The following is a 14,750-nucleotide window of genomic DNA, read 5'->3' as shown; positions in this document are numbered from 1 at the left end:
TGGTCTAGATCAAAGGGCAACCTCGAATGTGCATGGCATGCACATGGAAATCTTTCAGGAGACCCCCATGAAATTTTTTGTCGACACCGCTGACATCAAGGACATCAAGGAACTGAACGACCTGGGGCTGCTCGACGGCGTGACCACCAATCCCTCGCTGATCCTGAAATCCGGCGGCAAGATCGCCGAGGTCACCAAGCAGATCTGCGACATCGTCAGGGGCCCGGTTTCGGCCGAGGTTGTTGCGGTCGAATACAAGGACATGATGGCCGAGGCCAACATCCTGGCCAAGATCGCCGACAATGTCTGCATCAAGGTGCCGCTGACGCTCGACGGCCTGCGCGCCTGCAAGACGATCCGCACCGAGATGAACCGCATGGTCAATGTAACGCTGTGCTTCTCGGCCAACCAGGCGCTGCTGGCGGCCAAGGCCGGCGCCTCGTTCATCTCGCCCTTCGTCGGCCGCGTCGACGATACCGGCGCGGACGGCATGGAACTGATCCAGGAGATCCGGCAGATCTACGACAATTACGATTTCGACACCGAGATCCTCGTCGCTTCGGTTCGCACCGTGAACCACGTCAAGCAGGCAGCCCTGATCGGCGCCGATGTCGTTACCGCACCGGCGGCGACGCTGAAGGCGCTGGTCAAGCATCCGTTGACCGACAAGGGTCTGGATCAGTTCGCAGCCGACTGGGCCAAGACCGGCCAGAAGATCGGCTGAGATCGGGTTCGATACAAACGAAAAAAGGCCGGGAAACCGGCCTTTTTATTGCGGACTGCTAAAGTCGAGTTGGCAAGGCCAGGGAATGCTCAGGCCTTCTTGCCGTGCCTGACCAAGTCCTGGGCGACCGACAGGCTCACCATTTCAGCCAGTTCACGCGCGGCGCGGTTCTCGGCGTCGAGCTGTGCCCGGTAGGAGGCGAACTCCTGCGTCGGCTTGTCGAAGGATGATGGGATCGACCGTTTGCCGGTTGCGATCACCACGCCGGTCCTGGCATCGGTCAGCACATAGTTTGCGGTCAGCGTCACCGTGCCTGCCGTCGGCTCGTCTTCGTCGGTCTGGATCTGCACCACCGCGGCCGATTCGACCAGTTCGGTGACGCCGAGATCGAGCATGTAGACCGGTGCCGTCGTTTCGCCGGCACCCTGGCCGAAGGCGAAGATCAGATTGTTGCGGACCTGCTGGGCATAGCGGGTCTTGACCGGCTTGACCGCGATCGAGGCAAGCTCCGCCGACGCGCTGACAGTCGAGCCTGCCGTCAGCGGCGCGCTCGAATAGAGCGGCCTGACCGTGCAGGCCGAAACCAGCGTCATCGAGGCCACCAGCCCGCAGAGCGCGGTGCGGCGCAGCACATGCGTCGTCTTTCCGAAGTCAAGCCCCGTCTTTTTGAAATCAGGCAACGACATTGACGATCCTCTGCGGCACGATGATCACCTTGCGGGGCGCCTTACCTTCCAGCGCTTTCTGCACGAAGTCGAGAGCCAGAACCGCTTTTTCGACCGCACCTTGGTCCGCGTCGCGGGCAATTGTCAAATCGCCGCGCTTCTTGCCGTTGACCTGAACCGGCAGCACGATCTCGTTGTCGACCACCAGCGCCGGGTCGTAGACCGGCCATGGCCGTTCGGCGACCAGATCGGTGCCGCCGAGCGTGTGCCAGCACTCTTCGGCCAGATGCGGCATGACCGGCGCGACCACATGCACAAGGATCTCCACCGCCTCGCGGCAGGCGCCTTTCAGCGCCGCATCGGCCTTGCCCTCGGCAACGTCGTTGAGCGGCGTGTTCAAGGCATTGGCAAGTTCGTAGATGCGGGCGATGGCCCGGTTGAAGCCGAGCTTCTCGATATCCTCGCCGATCGCTTTCAGGATCTTGTGCGCGGCCTTGGAAACGGCACCGGCCTCGCCATCCTGCGCCGCCTGTGGCTTGACGCCATCGAGCGTCTCGGCGGCGATCGACACCAGGCGCCAGACACGCTGGATGAAACGGTGCGCGCCGGCGGCGCCATCGTCGGTCCATTCCACGTCGCGTTCGGGCGGCGAATCCGACAGCATGAACCAGCGCGCGGTGTCGGCGCCGTAGCCGTCGGTGATGTCTTCCGGGCTCACCGTGTTCTTCTTCGACTTCGACATCTTTTCGAGCGAGCCGATCGCCGCCTCTTCGCCGGTGGCGATCTCGATGGCGCGGCGCTTGCCGCCGACATCCTCGATCTTGACCTCAGCCGGTGACAGCCAGCGGCCATTGTTCGACGCACCGCCGACGCGGTAGGTCTCATGCACCACCATGCCTTGCGTGAACAGGCCCTTGAATGGCTCGGCCAGGTCGAGATGCCCGGTCGCGCGCATGGCGCGGGTGAAGAAGCGCGAATAGAGCAGATGGAGGATCGCGTGCTCGATGCCGCCAATATACTGGTCGACGGCCAGCCAGTCATCGGCAGCCTTGGGCTCCGTCGGCTCATTGGCCCAGGGCGCGGTGAAGCGCGCGAAATACCAGGACGAATCGACGAACGTGTCCATCGTGTCGGTCTCGCGGCGCGCATCCTTGCCGCATTGCGGGCACTTCACATGCCGCCAGGTCGGGTGGCGGTCGAGCGGATTGCCGGGACGGTCGAACTCGATGTCGTCGGGCAGCTTGACGGGCAGGTCGGCCTTCGGCACCGGCACGACGCCGCAATCCTCGCAATGGATCATCGGGATCGGGCAGCCCCAGTAGCGCTGACGCGAAATGCCCCAGTCGCGCAAGCGGAAGTTCACCTTGCGCTCCGCCATTGGCCGGCCGCCGATGGTCTTCTGCTCCAGGAGCTTTGCCACCTCGTCGAACGCCTGCTCCGGCTTCAGGCCGTCGAGGAAACGCGAATTGATCATCACGCCGTCATCGACATAGGCCTCTTCCGTGACCTGGAAGGTCTTGGCGTCGGCATCTTCCGGCATCACCACCGGGATCACCGGCAGGCCGTATCTGTTGGCGAAATCGAGGTCGCGCTGGTCGCCCGACGGGCAGCCGAATATGGCGCCGGTGCCGTATTCCATCAGCACGAAATTGGCGACATAGACCGGCAGCGTCCACGAGTCGTCGAACGGATGAACGACGCGGATGCCGGTGTCGAAGCCCTTTTTCTCCGCCGTCTCAAGCGCGGCCACCGAGGTGCCCATATGTCTGATTTCGTCAATGAACTTGGCCAGTTCGACATTGGTCTCGGCGGCCTTCCTGGCCAGCGGATGGTCGGCGGCGACAGCCATGAAGGAGGCGCCGAAAATGGTGTCGGGCCTGGTCGTGTAGACTTCCAGCTCGTGCGTGTCCCCAACCGGAGCAGCCAGCGGCCAGCGGACCAGCAGCCCTTCCGAGCGGCCGATCCAGTTCTGCTGCATCAGCTTGACCTTTTCCGGCCATTCGCCGAGGCCGTCCAGCGAGTCCAGCAGGTCCTGCGCAAAATCGGTGATCTTGAAGAACCACTGCGTCAGCTCACGCTGTTCGACCAGCGCGCCCGAGCGCCAGCCGCGCCCGTCGATGACCTGCTCGTTGGCGAGCACCGTCATGTCCTCCGGGTCCCAATTGACCTTGGAGGATTTGCGCGTCACCAGCCCTTTCTCGACGAAATCGAGAAACAGCATCTGCTGGCGGTGGTAATAGTCGACGTCGCAGGTGGCGAACTCACGCGTCCAGTCCAGCGACAGGCCCATCATCTTGAGCTGTTCGCGCATGGCGGCGATGTTGGCGTAGGTCCATTCCTTGGGATGGACCTTGTTCTGCATCGCCGCATTTTCGGCCGGCATGCCGAAAGCGTCCCAGCCCATAGGGTGCAGCACGTTGAAACCCTTGGCCCGCTTGTAGCGCGCCACCACGTCGCCCATCGTGTAGTTGCGGGTGTGGCCGATATGGATCTTCCCCGAGGGATAGGGGAACATCTCCAGCACGTAGTATTTCGGCTTCGGGTCGTCGTTCTGCGCTTCGAACAGCTTCTTTTCGGCCCAGGCCTTCTGCCATTTGGGCTCTGACGCGCGCGGATTGTATCGTTCGGTTGCCATCGGATGATTTTCACTTAAAAGCAGGCGCAGACCGCCGGACAAGGCCCGGTGGCCAAGGTAAATGTCGTGGCGGTGTTCACCATGGATTGCCGGACCCGTCAACTGCGGTGAGCCGGCGAGGGCTAGAAAGACAGGCAGGATATAGGCATGGCGAGCGCCGTCGAACAGTTTTTCGCCGTCAGGACGAGGATCGCTGCCGCCGAGCGCGAGGCCGGCCGCGACGCCGGCTCCGTGACGCTGGTTGCTGTGTCGAAGACTTTTGAGGCCGACGCCATCCGCCCGGTCATCGAGGCCGGCCAGCGCGTCTTTGGCGAAAACCGGGTGCAGGAGGCGCAAGGCAAATGGCCGGCGCTGAAAACTGAATTCCCTGACATCGAGCTGCATCTGATCGGCCCGCTGCAGTCGAACAAGGCGAAGGAAGCCGTCGCGCTCGCCGACGTCATCGAGACCGTCGACCGCGAGAAGATCGCCGCCGAACTCGCCAAGGAGATCGCTAGGCAAGGCCGTGCACCAAAACTCTATGTCCAGGTCAATACCGGCTCGGAGCCGCAAAAGGCCGGCATCGAGCCGCGCGACGCCGTTGCCTTCGTTGCCCGCTGCCGCGATGTCCACGGCCTCGCCATCGAAGGCCTGATGTGCATCCCGCCGGCGGACGAGAATCCCGGCCCGCATTTCGCCCTGCTGGAAAAGCTCGGCAAGGAGGCCGGCGTCGCCAAACTGTCGATGGGCATGTCCGGCGACTACGAGACCGCGATCGCCTTCGGCGCCACCAGCGTCCGGGTCGGCTCGGCGATTTTTGGGAGCCGGTAGTCGTCGGCTTCGCGAGACACCTGTCGATCCCCGATTTTTCGAGCTAATGTATCGAGCACATCCGGCCGAGTTAGCGAGGACTATTCTTCTTGGACTGGCACCTCAGGGACGCACGAAACAATCTTTCGAAGCTTGTGCGACAGGCGCGCGAAGAAGGGCCGCAAACCATCACCTTGCGCGGAAAGCCAGCTGCCGTCGTGTTGTCTCCTGATGACTATGACCAACTGATCGGCGCAAAGCCTTCGCTTGCGGAATATCTCCTCTCCGGTCCCGCATGGGACGACGATTTCGTCGAGGAGGTCAACCGCCGCTCAGAGACGATGATCCGACCCGTGGAATTCTGATAGATTTTCGACACAAACATCGCCTCGCGCATCTCGCCACGGTTGACGAGTTCTATGGGGCCAGATGCATCCGGTCGATTACGCCACCACTGGAAACGAAACGTACCGTTCCTATTTGCTTTGCGTAATCACCAAATCTTCTGGAGCTGCCACCATGCGCTACAATCAACTCGGAAATACGGGGATGTTCGTCTCCGAACTCTGCCTCGGCACAATGACCTTCGGCGCCGCCGGCGAGAATGCCCAATGGGGCCTGATCGCCAGCCTCGACCAGAAGGGCGTCAACGACATCGTTGCCCGTTCCATCGCCGCCGGCGTCAATTTCTTCGACACGGCCGACGTCTATTCATTCGGCCAGTCCGAACGCCTGCTTGGCCAGTCGCTCAAGGATCTTGGCGTCAAGCGCTCGGACGTCGTCATTGCCACCAAGGTGCATGGCGCCATGGGCCAGGGCCCGAACGAGCGCGGCTCTTCGCGCGGCCACATCATGGATTCGGTCGAGGGCAGCCTGGAGCGGCTGCAGCTAGACCATATCGATCTCTACCAGCTGCACGGCACCGACACCGTGACGCCAGTCGACGAGACGCTGCGGGCGCTCGACGATCTCGTTGCCAGCGGTAAGGTCCGCTATGTCGGCGTCTCCAACTGGGCGGCCTGGCGCATCGCCAAGGCGCTGGGCGTTGCCGAGCGCAAGGGATTTTCCCGCTTCGAGACCATCCAGTCCTATTACTCGATCGCCGGCCGCGACCTCGAGCGCGAGATCGTGCCGCTCATCAACGAGGAAAAGCTCGGCCTGATGGTCTGGTCGCCAATGGCCGGCGGCCTGCTGTCGGGCAAATACGGCCCCGGCGCGCCCGGCAATGGCGAAGGCCGCCGCGCCGCCTTCAACTTCCCGCCGGTCGATGAGGACCGCGCCTGGGCGGCTGTCGCCGTGATGCGCGAGATCGCCCAGAAGCACGGCGTCAGCGTCGCCACGGTGGCGCTCGGCTATGTCCTGGCCAAACCTTTCGTCATGAGCGTCATCATCGGCGCCAGCCGCATGGAGCAGCTCGAGCAGAACCTAGCCGCGGCCGAGGTGAAGCTCGACGCCGACGATCTCGCCAAACTTGATGAGGTCAGCGCGCTGCCGGCCGAATATCCCGGCTGGATGCTGGAGCGCCAGGCCGCCGGTCGCCGCCCGGCGCCGTTCACGCCGAAGAAGTAGTCGCCGCTGTCGCCTGATGCTTGGGGGGTCATCTGGCTCCCCAACGTCTTTTCAGCTCATCCGCACGCTCTCGACCAGAAAGTCGAGAAACGCCCGCACCCGTGCGGGCAAATGCCGGCCCTGGCCGACATAGACGGCGTGGGTAGGCTCCCCGTCGCCCGGATTGAAATCCTCCAGCAGCGCCGTCAGCCGCCCCGCCGCGATGTCATCGGCCACATGCCAGTGTGCCAGCCGGGCGATGCCGGCGCCGCCGACCGCCATCAACCGCATCGACTCGCCATCGCCGACCAGCGTGTTTCCGGTGATCGGCACCATGACGGCGTTCCCGGTTGCATCGACAAACGACCAGCCATCGACATGCCGGACAAAGCCGAAAGCCATGCGATTGTGCCGGTCGAGATCTGCTGGAACCAGCGGCGTGCCATGTGCCTTGAGATAGGACGGTGCGGCAACGACTGTCATCCGGCTTTGCCCGAGCTTGCGCGCCACCAGCCGCGACTCGCCGAGCGGCCCGGCACGGATGGCGACGTCGGCACGTTCAGCCATCAGATCGATGACGCTGTCGGTCAGCACCAGATCGATCGAAATCCCGGGGTAGCGTTCGAGGAAATCAGGCAGCAGCGGGATCAGCCGATGCACCCCGAAGGGCACATAGGAGTTGACGCGCAGCCGTCCGCGCGGCGCGGCACCCACGGCGGCCTCGCGCTCGGCCGCCGCCATATCGGCCAGGATGCGCACCCCGCTGTCATAGAACGCCGTCCCTTCCGGCGTCAGCTGCAGCTTGCGCGTGGTGCGGGTGACCAGCCGCGCGCCGAGCCTTGCCTCCAGTCGCGCGATCAGCTTGCTCACCGCCGACGGTGTCATACGCAGCGAACGAGCCGCAGCCGAGAAGCTGCCCGCCTCGACGACGCGGACGAACACTTCGATCTCGCCGGAACGGTTGATATCGGGTCTGGCCATCTGTGAATCTATTTCACAGGAAATATGCCCAAGGCAAGTCTGGTTCACAAGACATGGCAACACGATCTCTGCGGTCGGGGCGCGGGTCTGGACAGCGCGCTCGTTCGAGTTCGAACTGGAAACCGCCATGCCTCTTGCCCTCTACGCCCTCGCTGCCGGCGCCTTCGGCATCGGTGTCACCGAATTCGTCATCATGGGGCTGCTGATCGATGTCAGCAAAGATCTCGGTCTCGATCTCGGCCGCCGGCCAGTTGATTTCGGGCTACGCGTTGGGCGTCGTCATCGGCGCGCCGCTTTTGACCATCGCCACCGGCAACTGGCCCCGCAAGACCGTCCTTCTGGCCCTTATGGCGATCTTCACGCTCGGCAACCTCGCCTGTGCGATCGCCCCCGACTACTGGACGCTGATGGGCGCCCGCATCATCACCGCCTTTGCCCATGGCACTTTCTTTGGCGTCGGCTCGGTGGTCGCCACCGGCCTGGTCGCGCCCAACAAGAAAGCCTCGGCGATCGCGCTGATGTTCACCGGCCTGACTATCGCCAACATCCTCGGCGTGCCCTTCGGCACCTGGCTCGGCCAGACCTTCGGCTGGCGCACCACCTTCTGGGCCGTAACCGTGGTCGGCTTGGCAGCCTTTGCCGTCATCCTGCTTCTGGTGCCGCGCAGCAAGGAAGCGCCCGAGAAGACCAATCTGCGCGCCGACCTCGCCGTGCTGCGCCGCACGCCGGTGCTGCTCGGCCTCGCCACCACCGTGCTCGGCTACGCCGGCGTCTTCGCCGTCTTCACCTACATCGCCCCGCTGCTCACCGAGATCACCGGTTTTGGGGAAGCCGCCGTGTCGCCGATCCTGCTCGTCTTCGGCGGCGGTCTTATCGCCGGCAATCTGCTTGGCGGCAAGGTCGCCGACCGCTGGTTGGTGCCGACTGTGCTCGGCAGCCTCGTGGTGCTGGCGTTGGTGCTGGCCACCATGACCTTCGCCGTCCACAGCCAAATCCTGCCGTCATCTATGTCGGCCTGCTTGGTGCCGCCGCCTTCGCCACCGTGGCGCCGCTGCAGATGTGGGTGCTGGAAAAGGCGCAAGGCGCGGGCCAGAGCCTCGCCTCCTCCTTCAACATCGCCGCCTTCAACCTCGGCAATGCCGCCGGCGCTTGGCTTGGCGGCGCGGTGATTGCCCATGACCTCGGCCTCGGCTCACTAACCTGGATCGCCGCTTTGCTGCCGGTCGCGGCTCTTGGCGTCGCTGCCCTGGCGCTGCGCCTCGATCGCGCCCCCACAATCGGGGTGCCGGTCTGCGCCCAGTCATGAGCATCACGCGCAATCCTTCTTCGACATCATCAAGGAGCATAAAATGGATTATCGACGTCTCGGCGCATCGGGCCTGAAAGTGCCCGCACTCTCTTTCGGCGCCGGCACTTTCGGCGGCTCCGGGCCGCTGTTCGGGGCCTGGGGCAACAGCGATGCCAAGGAAGCGCGGCGGCTGATCGACATCTGCCTCGAGGCCGGCGTCAATCTGTTCGACACCGCCGATGTCTATTCGAACGGCGCCTCCGAGGAAGTGCTTGGCGAAGCCATCAAAGGCCGCCGCGACGCGGTGCTGATCTCGACCAAGACTTCGCTGCCGATGGGCGACAGACCGGCCGACTACGGCTCGTCGCGCTCGCGGCTGATCAAAGCCGTCGACGCCGCCCTGAAGCGCATGGGCACCGATTACATCGACCTGTTGCAGCTGCACGCCTTCGATGCCGGCACGCCGATCGAGGAGGTGTTGTCGACGCTGGACGACCTCGTGCGCGCCGGCAAGCTGCGCTATGTCGGCGTCTCCAACTTCTCCGGCTGGCAGGTGATGAAATCGCTGGCGGAAGCTGACAAGCATGCTTATCCGCGCTACGCCGCGCATCAGGTCTACTACTCGCTGGTCGGTCGCGACTATGAATGGGAGCTGATGCCGCTCGGTATCGACCAGGGCATCGGCGCGCTGGTGTGGAGCCCGCTCGGCTGGGGCCGCCTGACCGGCAAGATCCGCCGCGGCCAGCCCCTGCCGGAAAAGAGCCGGCTGCACGACACCGCCGATTTCGGCCCGCCGGTCGCGGACCAACATCTCTACCGGGTCATGGATGCGCTTGATGCGATGGCTGAAGAGACCGGCAAGACCGTGCCGCAGATCGCCATCAACTGGCTGTTGCGGCGCCCGACCGTGTCCTCGGTCATCATCGGCGCCCGCAACGAGGAACAGCTGCGCCAGAACCTCGGCGCCGTCGGCTGGGCATTGACGCCGGAGCAGGTCAAAAAGCTCGACGCCGCAAGCGAAGTGACCGCGCCCTACCCGTACTTCCCCTATCACCGCCAGGAAGGTTTCGCCCGACTGAACCCGCCTGCGGTGTGATCGCACGACGTTGAAGCTGCCAATCTCCCCCCTTGCGGGGGAGATCAGCTATACTGCCGCTCAGTGCAGCACGAACTCCCCATCCACCTTCCGCCATTCGTTCGGCGCGATCAGCTTCTGGTGCGTGTAGCTGATCGAATGCAGCGGCCCGTCGAGCCTGGCCTTCCAGAACTCGATGAACTTGATCAGCACCGGAAACTTCGGCGCCAGATCGTAATCCTGCCAGATGAAGCTCTGCAGCAGATGCGGGTGCTCGGGAAAATGGTACAGAATCTTGGCCGTGGTCAGGCCATACCCCTTGAGCATCAGGTCCATTTCGGAATGATCGCGCATGACAGCCCCTTGGCCTAGTTGATTCTCCATTCCTCCCAACACCGAATTGTGCGCGCCGTTCCTTAACTGTCTATGATTTTCCTGATCCCAGTCGGGTTTTATGCACGAAAACATGCAGTTAGCAGCGACCGCTGCCGAGTGCTGATACAACCGAAACGGGAGCTGCGGCATCGCGCCACGCGAATCCAACGTCTAATGTTGCCGTCAGCGCGGAACTGTTAATAATGCCGCCGAATTCGCGGCTGCGTCGCCGTGATCCTGGCTGTGGTCAAGCCGGCGGGGTGGTTTGGGAGGAAAGTGAAGACATGTCCGAGGTGAAGATCCACCGCGTCCAGCCGGCGTGGAAGAAGAATGCGCTGATCGACAATGACACCTACCTCAAATGGTATGCTGACAGCGTGAAGAATCCGGACAAGTTCTGGGGCAAGCACGGCAAGCGCATCGACTGGTTCAAGCCGTTCAGCAAGGTCAAGAACACCTCCTTCGAGGGCAAGGTCTCGATCAAATGGTTCGAGGACGGCGAAACCAACGTCTCCTACAACTGCATCGACCGCCATTTGAAGAAGCGCGGCAACCAGACAGCCATCATCTGGGAAGGCGACAATCCCTACGACGACAAGAAGATCACCTATAACGAGCTCTACGAGCATGTCTGCCGGCTCGCCAATGTGATGAAGAAGCACGGCGTCAGGAAGGGCGACCGCGTCACCATCTACATGCCGATGATCCCGGAAGCGGCCTACGCGATGCTGGCTTGCACCCGCATCGGCGCCATCCACTCGATCGTCTTCGGCGGCTTTTCACCGGACGCGCTGGCCGGCCGCATCGATGACTGCAAGTCGACCTTCGTCATCACCGCCGACGAAGGCCTGCGCGGCGGCAAGCCGATCCCGCTGAAGGAAAACACCGACAGAGCGATCGAAATCGCCGCCAAGGCCGGCACCAAGGTCGATAAGGTGGTCGTCGTTCGTCGCACCGGCGGCAAGACCGGCTGGGTCCAGGGACGCGACATCTGGTACCATGACGAGATCGCCACGGTGAAAGGCGACTGCAAGCCGGAGAAGATGAAGGCCGAGGATCCGCTGTTCATCCTCTATACCTCAGGCTCGACCGGCAAGCCGAAGGGCGTGCTGCACACCACCGCCGGCTATCTCGTCTATGTCTCGATGACCCACCAATATGTCTTCGACTACCATGATGGCGATATCTACTGGTGCACCGCCGATGTCGGTTGGGTCACCGGCCACAGCTACATCGTCTATGGCCCGCTCGCCAACGGCGCCACCACGCTGATGTTCGAGGGCGTGCCGAACTACCCCTCGCAGTCGCGCTTCTGGGAAGTCATCGACAAGCACAAGGTCAACATCTTCTACACCGCGCCGACGGCACTGCGCGCGCTGATGGGCGCCGGCGACGAACCGGTGAAGAAGACCTCGCGCAAGTCGCTGCGCGTGCTGGGCTCGGTCGGCGAACCGATCAATCCGGAAGCTTGGGAGTGGTATTTCAACATCGTCGGCAACGGCAAGGTGCCGATCGTCGACACATGGTGGCAGACCGAGACCGGCGGCATCCTGATCACGCCGCTGCCCGGCGCCACCGACCTCAAGGCCGGTTCGGCGACGCGGCCCTTCTTCGGCATCAAGCCGCAGCTGGTCAACGGCGAAGGCAAGGTGCTGGAAGGAGCGGCCGACGGCAATCTCTGCATCGCCGATTCCTGGCCCGGCCAGATGCGCACGGTCTATGGCGATCACGACCGCTTCGTGCAGACCTATTTCTCCACCTACAAGGGCAAATACTTCACCGGAGACGGCTGTCGCCGCGACGCCGATGGCTATTACTGGATCACCGGCCGCGTTGACGACGTCATCAACGTTTCCGGCCACCGCATGGGAACGGCCGAGGTCGAATCGGCGCTCGTCAGCCATGAGAAGGTGTCGGAAGCAGCTGTCGTCGGCTATCCCCACGACATCAAGGGCCAGGGCATCTACAGCTACGTTACCTTGATGAAAGGCGTGGAGCCGAGCGAGGAACTGCGCAAGGAGCTCGTGGCCCATGTCCGCAGGGAGATCGGCGCAATCGCCTCGCCCGACAAGCTGCAGTTCGCGCCCGGACTGCCGAAAACCCGCTCCGGCAAGATCATGCGCCGTATCCTGCGCAAGATCGCAGAGGACGATTTTTCCGCGCTCGGCGATACCTCGACACTGGCCGATCCGGCCGTGGTCGATGATCTGATCGCCAACCGCCAGAACAAGAAGGGCTGAGGGGATTTGATGGCTGCACTGGGCGCAGTCACGGAGCTCTGGCGTTACCCTGCAAGTTCGCTTGCCGGCGAACGCCAGGACGCCATTTCGGTCGGCCTTGAAACCATCGACGGCGACCGGCTGTTCGGCCTTGTCGATGTCTCGGACAATGAGATCGCGCGGCCCGACCGCGACGCCAAGTGGCACAAGGTGCCGCGCATCCGCACCCGGCTGAGCAAGGACCGCAAGCTGGAGATCGCCGTTCCCGGCGGCGACTGGCTGGCAGTGCCGGGTGTGGAATGCGACCAAGCCATCTCGGCCTATCTCGGCTTCGCCGCCTCGATCCGGCCGTTCAGCCAGGACAACGCTCCCGGCTACACCGGCCCGCTGACCGCGGCGCGCTACCGCAAAGCGCCGATCCATCTCTTGACCACCGCATCGCTGGCCCGGCTCAAGGCGCTGCACCCCGAAGGCATTCCCGATCCGCGCCGCTTCCGCCCCAACATTGTCGTCGACATGGCGGCGGTCGAGAGCTCGTTTCCCGAGACCGAATGGATTGGCCGCAAGCTTGCCATCGGCGACCTGCTGGTGACCGTCTCGGAGCCGTGCCGCCGCTGCGGCTTCACCATCATCAGCCAGGACGGCTTCGACCACGATCCCGGCATCCTGCGCAATCTGGTCCGCCACAACGCCCATAATCTCGGCGTCTATTGCACTGTGGACAGGCCTGCCCGCGTCGAGATCGGCGCGCCGATGCGGTTCGTGTAGGCCTCTACCGCGAGGCAGCGAATCGCAGACCTTGGAAAGCGTGGGGTTCGGCCCCGAATCCTATCTCTACCGATACAGATCCGCCCGTGTCGGCGGCAGCCCGCTCGGGCCGCGTGCGCGTTTGGTGACGACGGTCTGAAAAATCTGCGCCGAGGCGCGCTCGAAGGTGATCGAGCAGCCGGTGAGATAAAGCAGCCACAGCCGTGCCTTGGCCTCGCCGACTTCGGCGACCGCCTCGTCGAAGCGAGCCTGTAGCCGCTGGGCCCACAGCCGGCAGGTGCGCGCATAGTGCTCGCGCAAATTCTCGACGTCGTAGACCAGGAAGCCATGCGCCTCCAGATTGCCCAGCGTCATGCCGATCGTGTCGAGTTCCCCGCCGGGGAAAATGTATTTGAGCAGCGCCTTGAACTCCGGCCCCTTGCGCAAGGTTTTCTTCAAGTCGCCCTTGCTGCGCCTGGTGATGGCGTGGTGCAGATAGATGCCGCCGGGCTTCAGCAAGCGATGGATGGTCTTGAAATAGGTGGCGTGGTTGGCGAGCCCGAGATGCTCGAACATGCCGATCGACGATATCTTGTCGAAGGAGCCTTTGAGTTCCGCATAGGATTTGATCTCGATGGTGATGCGGTCCTGCAGCCCTTCGGCGCGGATGCGCTCGCGGGCGAGATCGGTCTGCGCCTGCGACAGCGACACGCCATGGCCGACGACGCCGTAATTTTTGGCCGCATGGATCAGCATGGCGCCCCAGCCGCAGCCGATGTCGAGCAGTTTTTCGCCCGATTTCAGCCTGAGCTTGCGGCAGATATGGTCGAGCTTGTCGGCCTGCGCCTGGTCGATGCCATCGGCGAAATCCTTAAAGTAGCCGCAGCTGTAGACCATGCGCTCGTCGAGGAAGAGCCGGTAAAAGGCATTCGAAATGTCGTAGTGATGCTGGATCGCCTCCTGGCTCGACCCGCTGACATAGGGGTTGCGACCCGACAGATCGGTGCGTGCACTCATCTGCTTGCGTGACAGGAGCACCGCCGGCAGGTCGCGCAGGATCGCCAGCTTCGGCAGCGACTTGAGCTTGGTCCTGAGCTTGCCTTGCGACGGCAGTGCATAAAAATCGAAAATCGTCCCGTCTTCGATGTCTATCGTCTTGGAAATCCACATCTCGATCAGCGTCGACAGTGATGGCCGCTTCACCACCTGCCAGACGATGTCCTGGTCGTTGATGGTGAGCACGGGCCCGGTGGCGGGACCGATCCGCTCGCCGGTCCACAGCTTGACCGCAAAACCCGGCTTCAGCGTTTCGATCACCGTTCGCACGATGCGCGCGGCCTTCTCGGCTGCCTCCATGGCCATCCTCCCGAGTCCTGACAATCCACCTTGCATGGATTTTGCCCGCCCTCGCGGCTCTTCGCAACCCGGCGCAAAAGGCGGCTCGCCAGCTATTTCAAATCGGCATCTTGTTTTTTGCTGCAACGCACCCCATCATCTGTACGTGTTCAACAAATCGAAAGGAGGTGATCCGATGTCGAGTGATTTCGTTTTCCAGAACGTGGCCTCAGCGGATTGCACTTTCGGGAAGCAGTCTTCCCGTTAAGGCGCGATAAGCGCGGCGGGTGACCTCGGTCGCCGCCATTGGCCGCGCCACGGACGGAAACACGGAAGGCCGCCGGCTTCGTCAAGAAGCGGCGGCCTTTT

12 protein-coding genes and 1 pseudogene are annotated in these 14,750 nt (G+C 63.1%); 8 read left to right on the top strand and 5 right to left on the bottom strand.

Features of this window, described 5'->3' with window-relative positions:
• The first annotated feature begins 67 nt into the window (after nt 1-67).
• Nucleotides 68-724, top strand: coding sequence for a fructose-6-phosphate aldolase (gene fsa, locus NKJ18_RS18655; RefSeq protein ID WP_023698236.1), 657 nt, complete (start codon nt 68-70; stop codon nt 722-724).
• A gap of 89 nt (nt 725-813) precedes the next feature.
• On the opposite strand, the gene NKJ18_RS18650 is transcribed toward fsa, so the two are convergent.
• Nucleotides 814-1,410: an LPS assembly lipoprotein LptE gene (locus tag NKJ18_RS18650; RefSeq protein ID WP_023698237.1), complete on the bottom strand. Its 597-nt coding sequence runs from the start codon at nt 1,408-1,410 to the stop codon at nt 814-816.
• Nucleotides 1,397-4,024 (bottom strand): leucine--tRNA ligase, encoded by a 2,628-nt coding sequence (gene leuS / locus NKJ18_RS18645; protein WP_023700211.1) that lies wholly within the window; start codon nt 4,022-4,024, stop codon nt 1,397-1,399. Before leuS ends, NKJ18_RS18650 begins: the two co-directional genes overlap by 14 nt.
• A gap of 147 nt (nt 4,025-4,171) precedes the next feature.
• Between leuS and NKJ18_RS18640 the strand changes: the two genes are divergently transcribed.
• From NKJ18_RS18640 to NKJ18_RS18630, 3 genes are all read left to right on the top strand, one after another.
• Nucleotides 4,172-4,834, top strand: a complete 663-nt coding sequence (locus NKJ18_RS18640; protein WP_023700210.1) for a YggS family pyridoxal phosphate-dependent enzyme — start codon at nt 4,172-4,174, stop codon at nt 4,832-4,834.
• Nucleotides 4,835-4,923: 89 nt separating this feature from the next.
• Nucleotides 4,924-5,178, top strand: a complete 255-nt coding sequence (locus NKJ18_RS18635) for a type II toxin-antitoxin system Phd/YefM family antitoxin (RefSeq protein WP_023700209.1) — start codon at nt 4,924-4,926, stop codon at nt 5,176-5,178.
• A 154-nt stretch (nt 5,179-5,332) separates the two neighbouring features.
• The gene (locus tag NKJ18_RS18630) at nt 5,333-6,382 is read left to right on the top strand and encodes an aldo/keto reductase (protein WP_352759159.1); all 1,050 of its coding nucleotides are present in this window, start codon (nt 5,333-5,335) and stop codon (nt 6,380-6,382) included.
• Between the two features lie 51 nt (nt 6,383-6,433).
• Here NKJ18_RS18630 and NKJ18_RS18625 read toward each other — a convergent pair whose 3' ends face one another.
• Entirely contained in the window at nt 6,434-7,342 is a 909-nt protein-coding gene (locus tag NKJ18_RS18625; protein WP_352759157.1) for a LysR family transcriptional regulator, read from the bottom strand.
• A gap of 127 nt (nt 7,343-7,469) precedes the next feature.
• Between NKJ18_RS18625 and NKJ18_RS18620 the strand changes: the two are divergent.
• Both NKJ18_RS18620 and NKJ18_RS18615 read left to right on the top strand, forming a co-directional pair.
• Nucleotides 7,470-8,648 (top strand): annotated as a pseudogene (locus tag NKJ18_RS18620) (MFS transporter).
• Nucleotides 8,649-8,691: 43 nt separating this feature from the next.
• A complete protein-coding gene (locus tag NKJ18_RS18615; protein ID WP_023745347.1) occupies nt 8,692-9,726 on the top strand; it encodes an aldo/keto reductase in 1,035 nt (344 codons plus the stop codon).
• Between the two features lie 60 nt (nt 9,727-9,786).
• Here NKJ18_RS18615 and NKJ18_RS18610 read toward each other — a convergent pair whose 3' ends face one another.
• Nucleotides 9,787-10,059: an usg protein gene (locus NKJ18_RS18610; RefSeq protein WP_352759154.1), complete on the bottom strand. Its 273-nt coding sequence runs from the start codon at nt 10,057-10,059 to the stop codon at nt 9,787-9,789.
• Nucleotides 10,060-10,364: 305 nt separating this feature from the next.
• Between NKJ18_RS18610 and acs the strand changes: the two genes are divergently transcribed.
• Nucleotides 10,365-12,320 carry an acetate--CoA ligase gene (gene acs / locus NKJ18_RS18605; RefSeq protein WP_023745348.1) on the top strand — a complete coding sequence of 652 codons (1,956 nt, stop codon included), beginning with the start codon at nt 10,365-10,367 and terminating at the stop codon, nt 12,318-12,320.
• A gap of 9 nt (nt 12,321-12,329) precedes the next feature.
• Nucleotides 12,330-13,067 carry an MOSC domain-containing protein gene (locus NKJ18_RS18600; RefSeq protein ID WP_352759151.1) on the top strand — a complete coding sequence of 246 codons (738 nt, stop codon included), beginning with the start codon at nt 12,330-12,332 and terminating at the stop codon, nt 13,065-13,067.
• A gap of 66 nt (nt 13,068-13,133) precedes the next feature.
• Here the strand turns inward: NKJ18_RS18600 and NKJ18_RS18595 are convergent, their stop codons facing one another.
• Nucleotides 13,134-14,402, bottom strand: a complete 1,269-nt coding sequence (locus NKJ18_RS18595; protein WP_023818257.1) for a class I SAM-dependent methyltransferase — start codon at nt 14,400-14,402, stop codon at nt 13,134-13,136.
• Nucleotides 14,403-14,750: the final 348 nt, after the last annotated feature.

The sequence above is a fragment of the Mesorhizobium sp. M0217 genome (genome assembly GCF_040321955.1).
GTDB lineage: Bacteria > Pseudomonadota > Alphaproteobacteria > Rhizobiales > Rhizobiaceae > Mesorhizobium.
Note: the sequence above shows the minus strand (reverse complement) of the source record. Positions and strands in the feature narration are given on the sequence as shown.

Excerpts from the sequence above, each read along its gene's own strand:
- NKJ18_RS18650 (WP_023698237.1), bottom strand. The coding sequence starts at position 1,410 with ATGTCGTTGCCTGATTTCAAAAAGACGGGGCTTGACTTCGGAAAGACG.
- NKJ18_RS18595 (WP_023818257.1), bottom strand. The coding sequence starts at position 14,402 with ATGGAGGCAGCCGAGAAGGCCGCGCGCATCGTGCGAACGGTGATCGAA.
- NKJ18_RS18630 (WP_352759159.1), top strand. The coding sequence starts at position 5,333 with ATGCGCTACAATCAACTCGGAAATACGGGGATGTTCGTCTCCGAACTC.
- leuS (WP_023700211.1), bottom strand. The coding sequence starts at position 4,024 with ATGGCAACCGAACGATACAATCCGCGCGCGTCAGAGCCCAAATGGCAG.
- NKJ18_RS18625 (WP_352759157.1), bottom strand. The coding sequence starts at position 7,342 with ATGGCCAGACCCGATATCAACCGTTCCGGCGAGATCGAAGTGTTCGTC.
- acs (WP_023745348.1), top strand. The coding sequence starts at position 10,365 with ATGTCCGAGGTGAAGATCCACCGCGTCCAGCCGGCGTGGAAGAAGAAT.
- NKJ18_RS18600 (WP_352759151.1), top strand. The coding sequence starts at position 12,330 with ATGGCTGCACTGGGCGCAGTCACGGAGCTCTGGCGTTACCCTGCAAGT.
- NKJ18_RS18615 (WP_023745347.1), top strand. The coding sequence starts at position 8,692 with ATGGATTATCGACGTCTCGGCGCATCGGGCCTGAAAGTGCCCGCACTC.
- NKJ18_RS18610 (WP_352759154.1), bottom strand. The coding sequence starts at position 10,059 with ATGCGCGATCATTCCGAAATGGACCTGATGCTCAAGGGGTATGGCCTG.
- NKJ18_RS18640 (WP_023700210.1), top strand. The coding sequence starts at position 4,172 with ATGGCGAGCGCCGTCGAACAGTTTTTCGCCGTCAGGACGAGGATCGCT.
- fsa (WP_023698236.1), top strand. The coding sequence starts at position 68 with ATGAAATTTTTTGTCGACACCGCTGACATCAAGGACATCAAGGAACTG.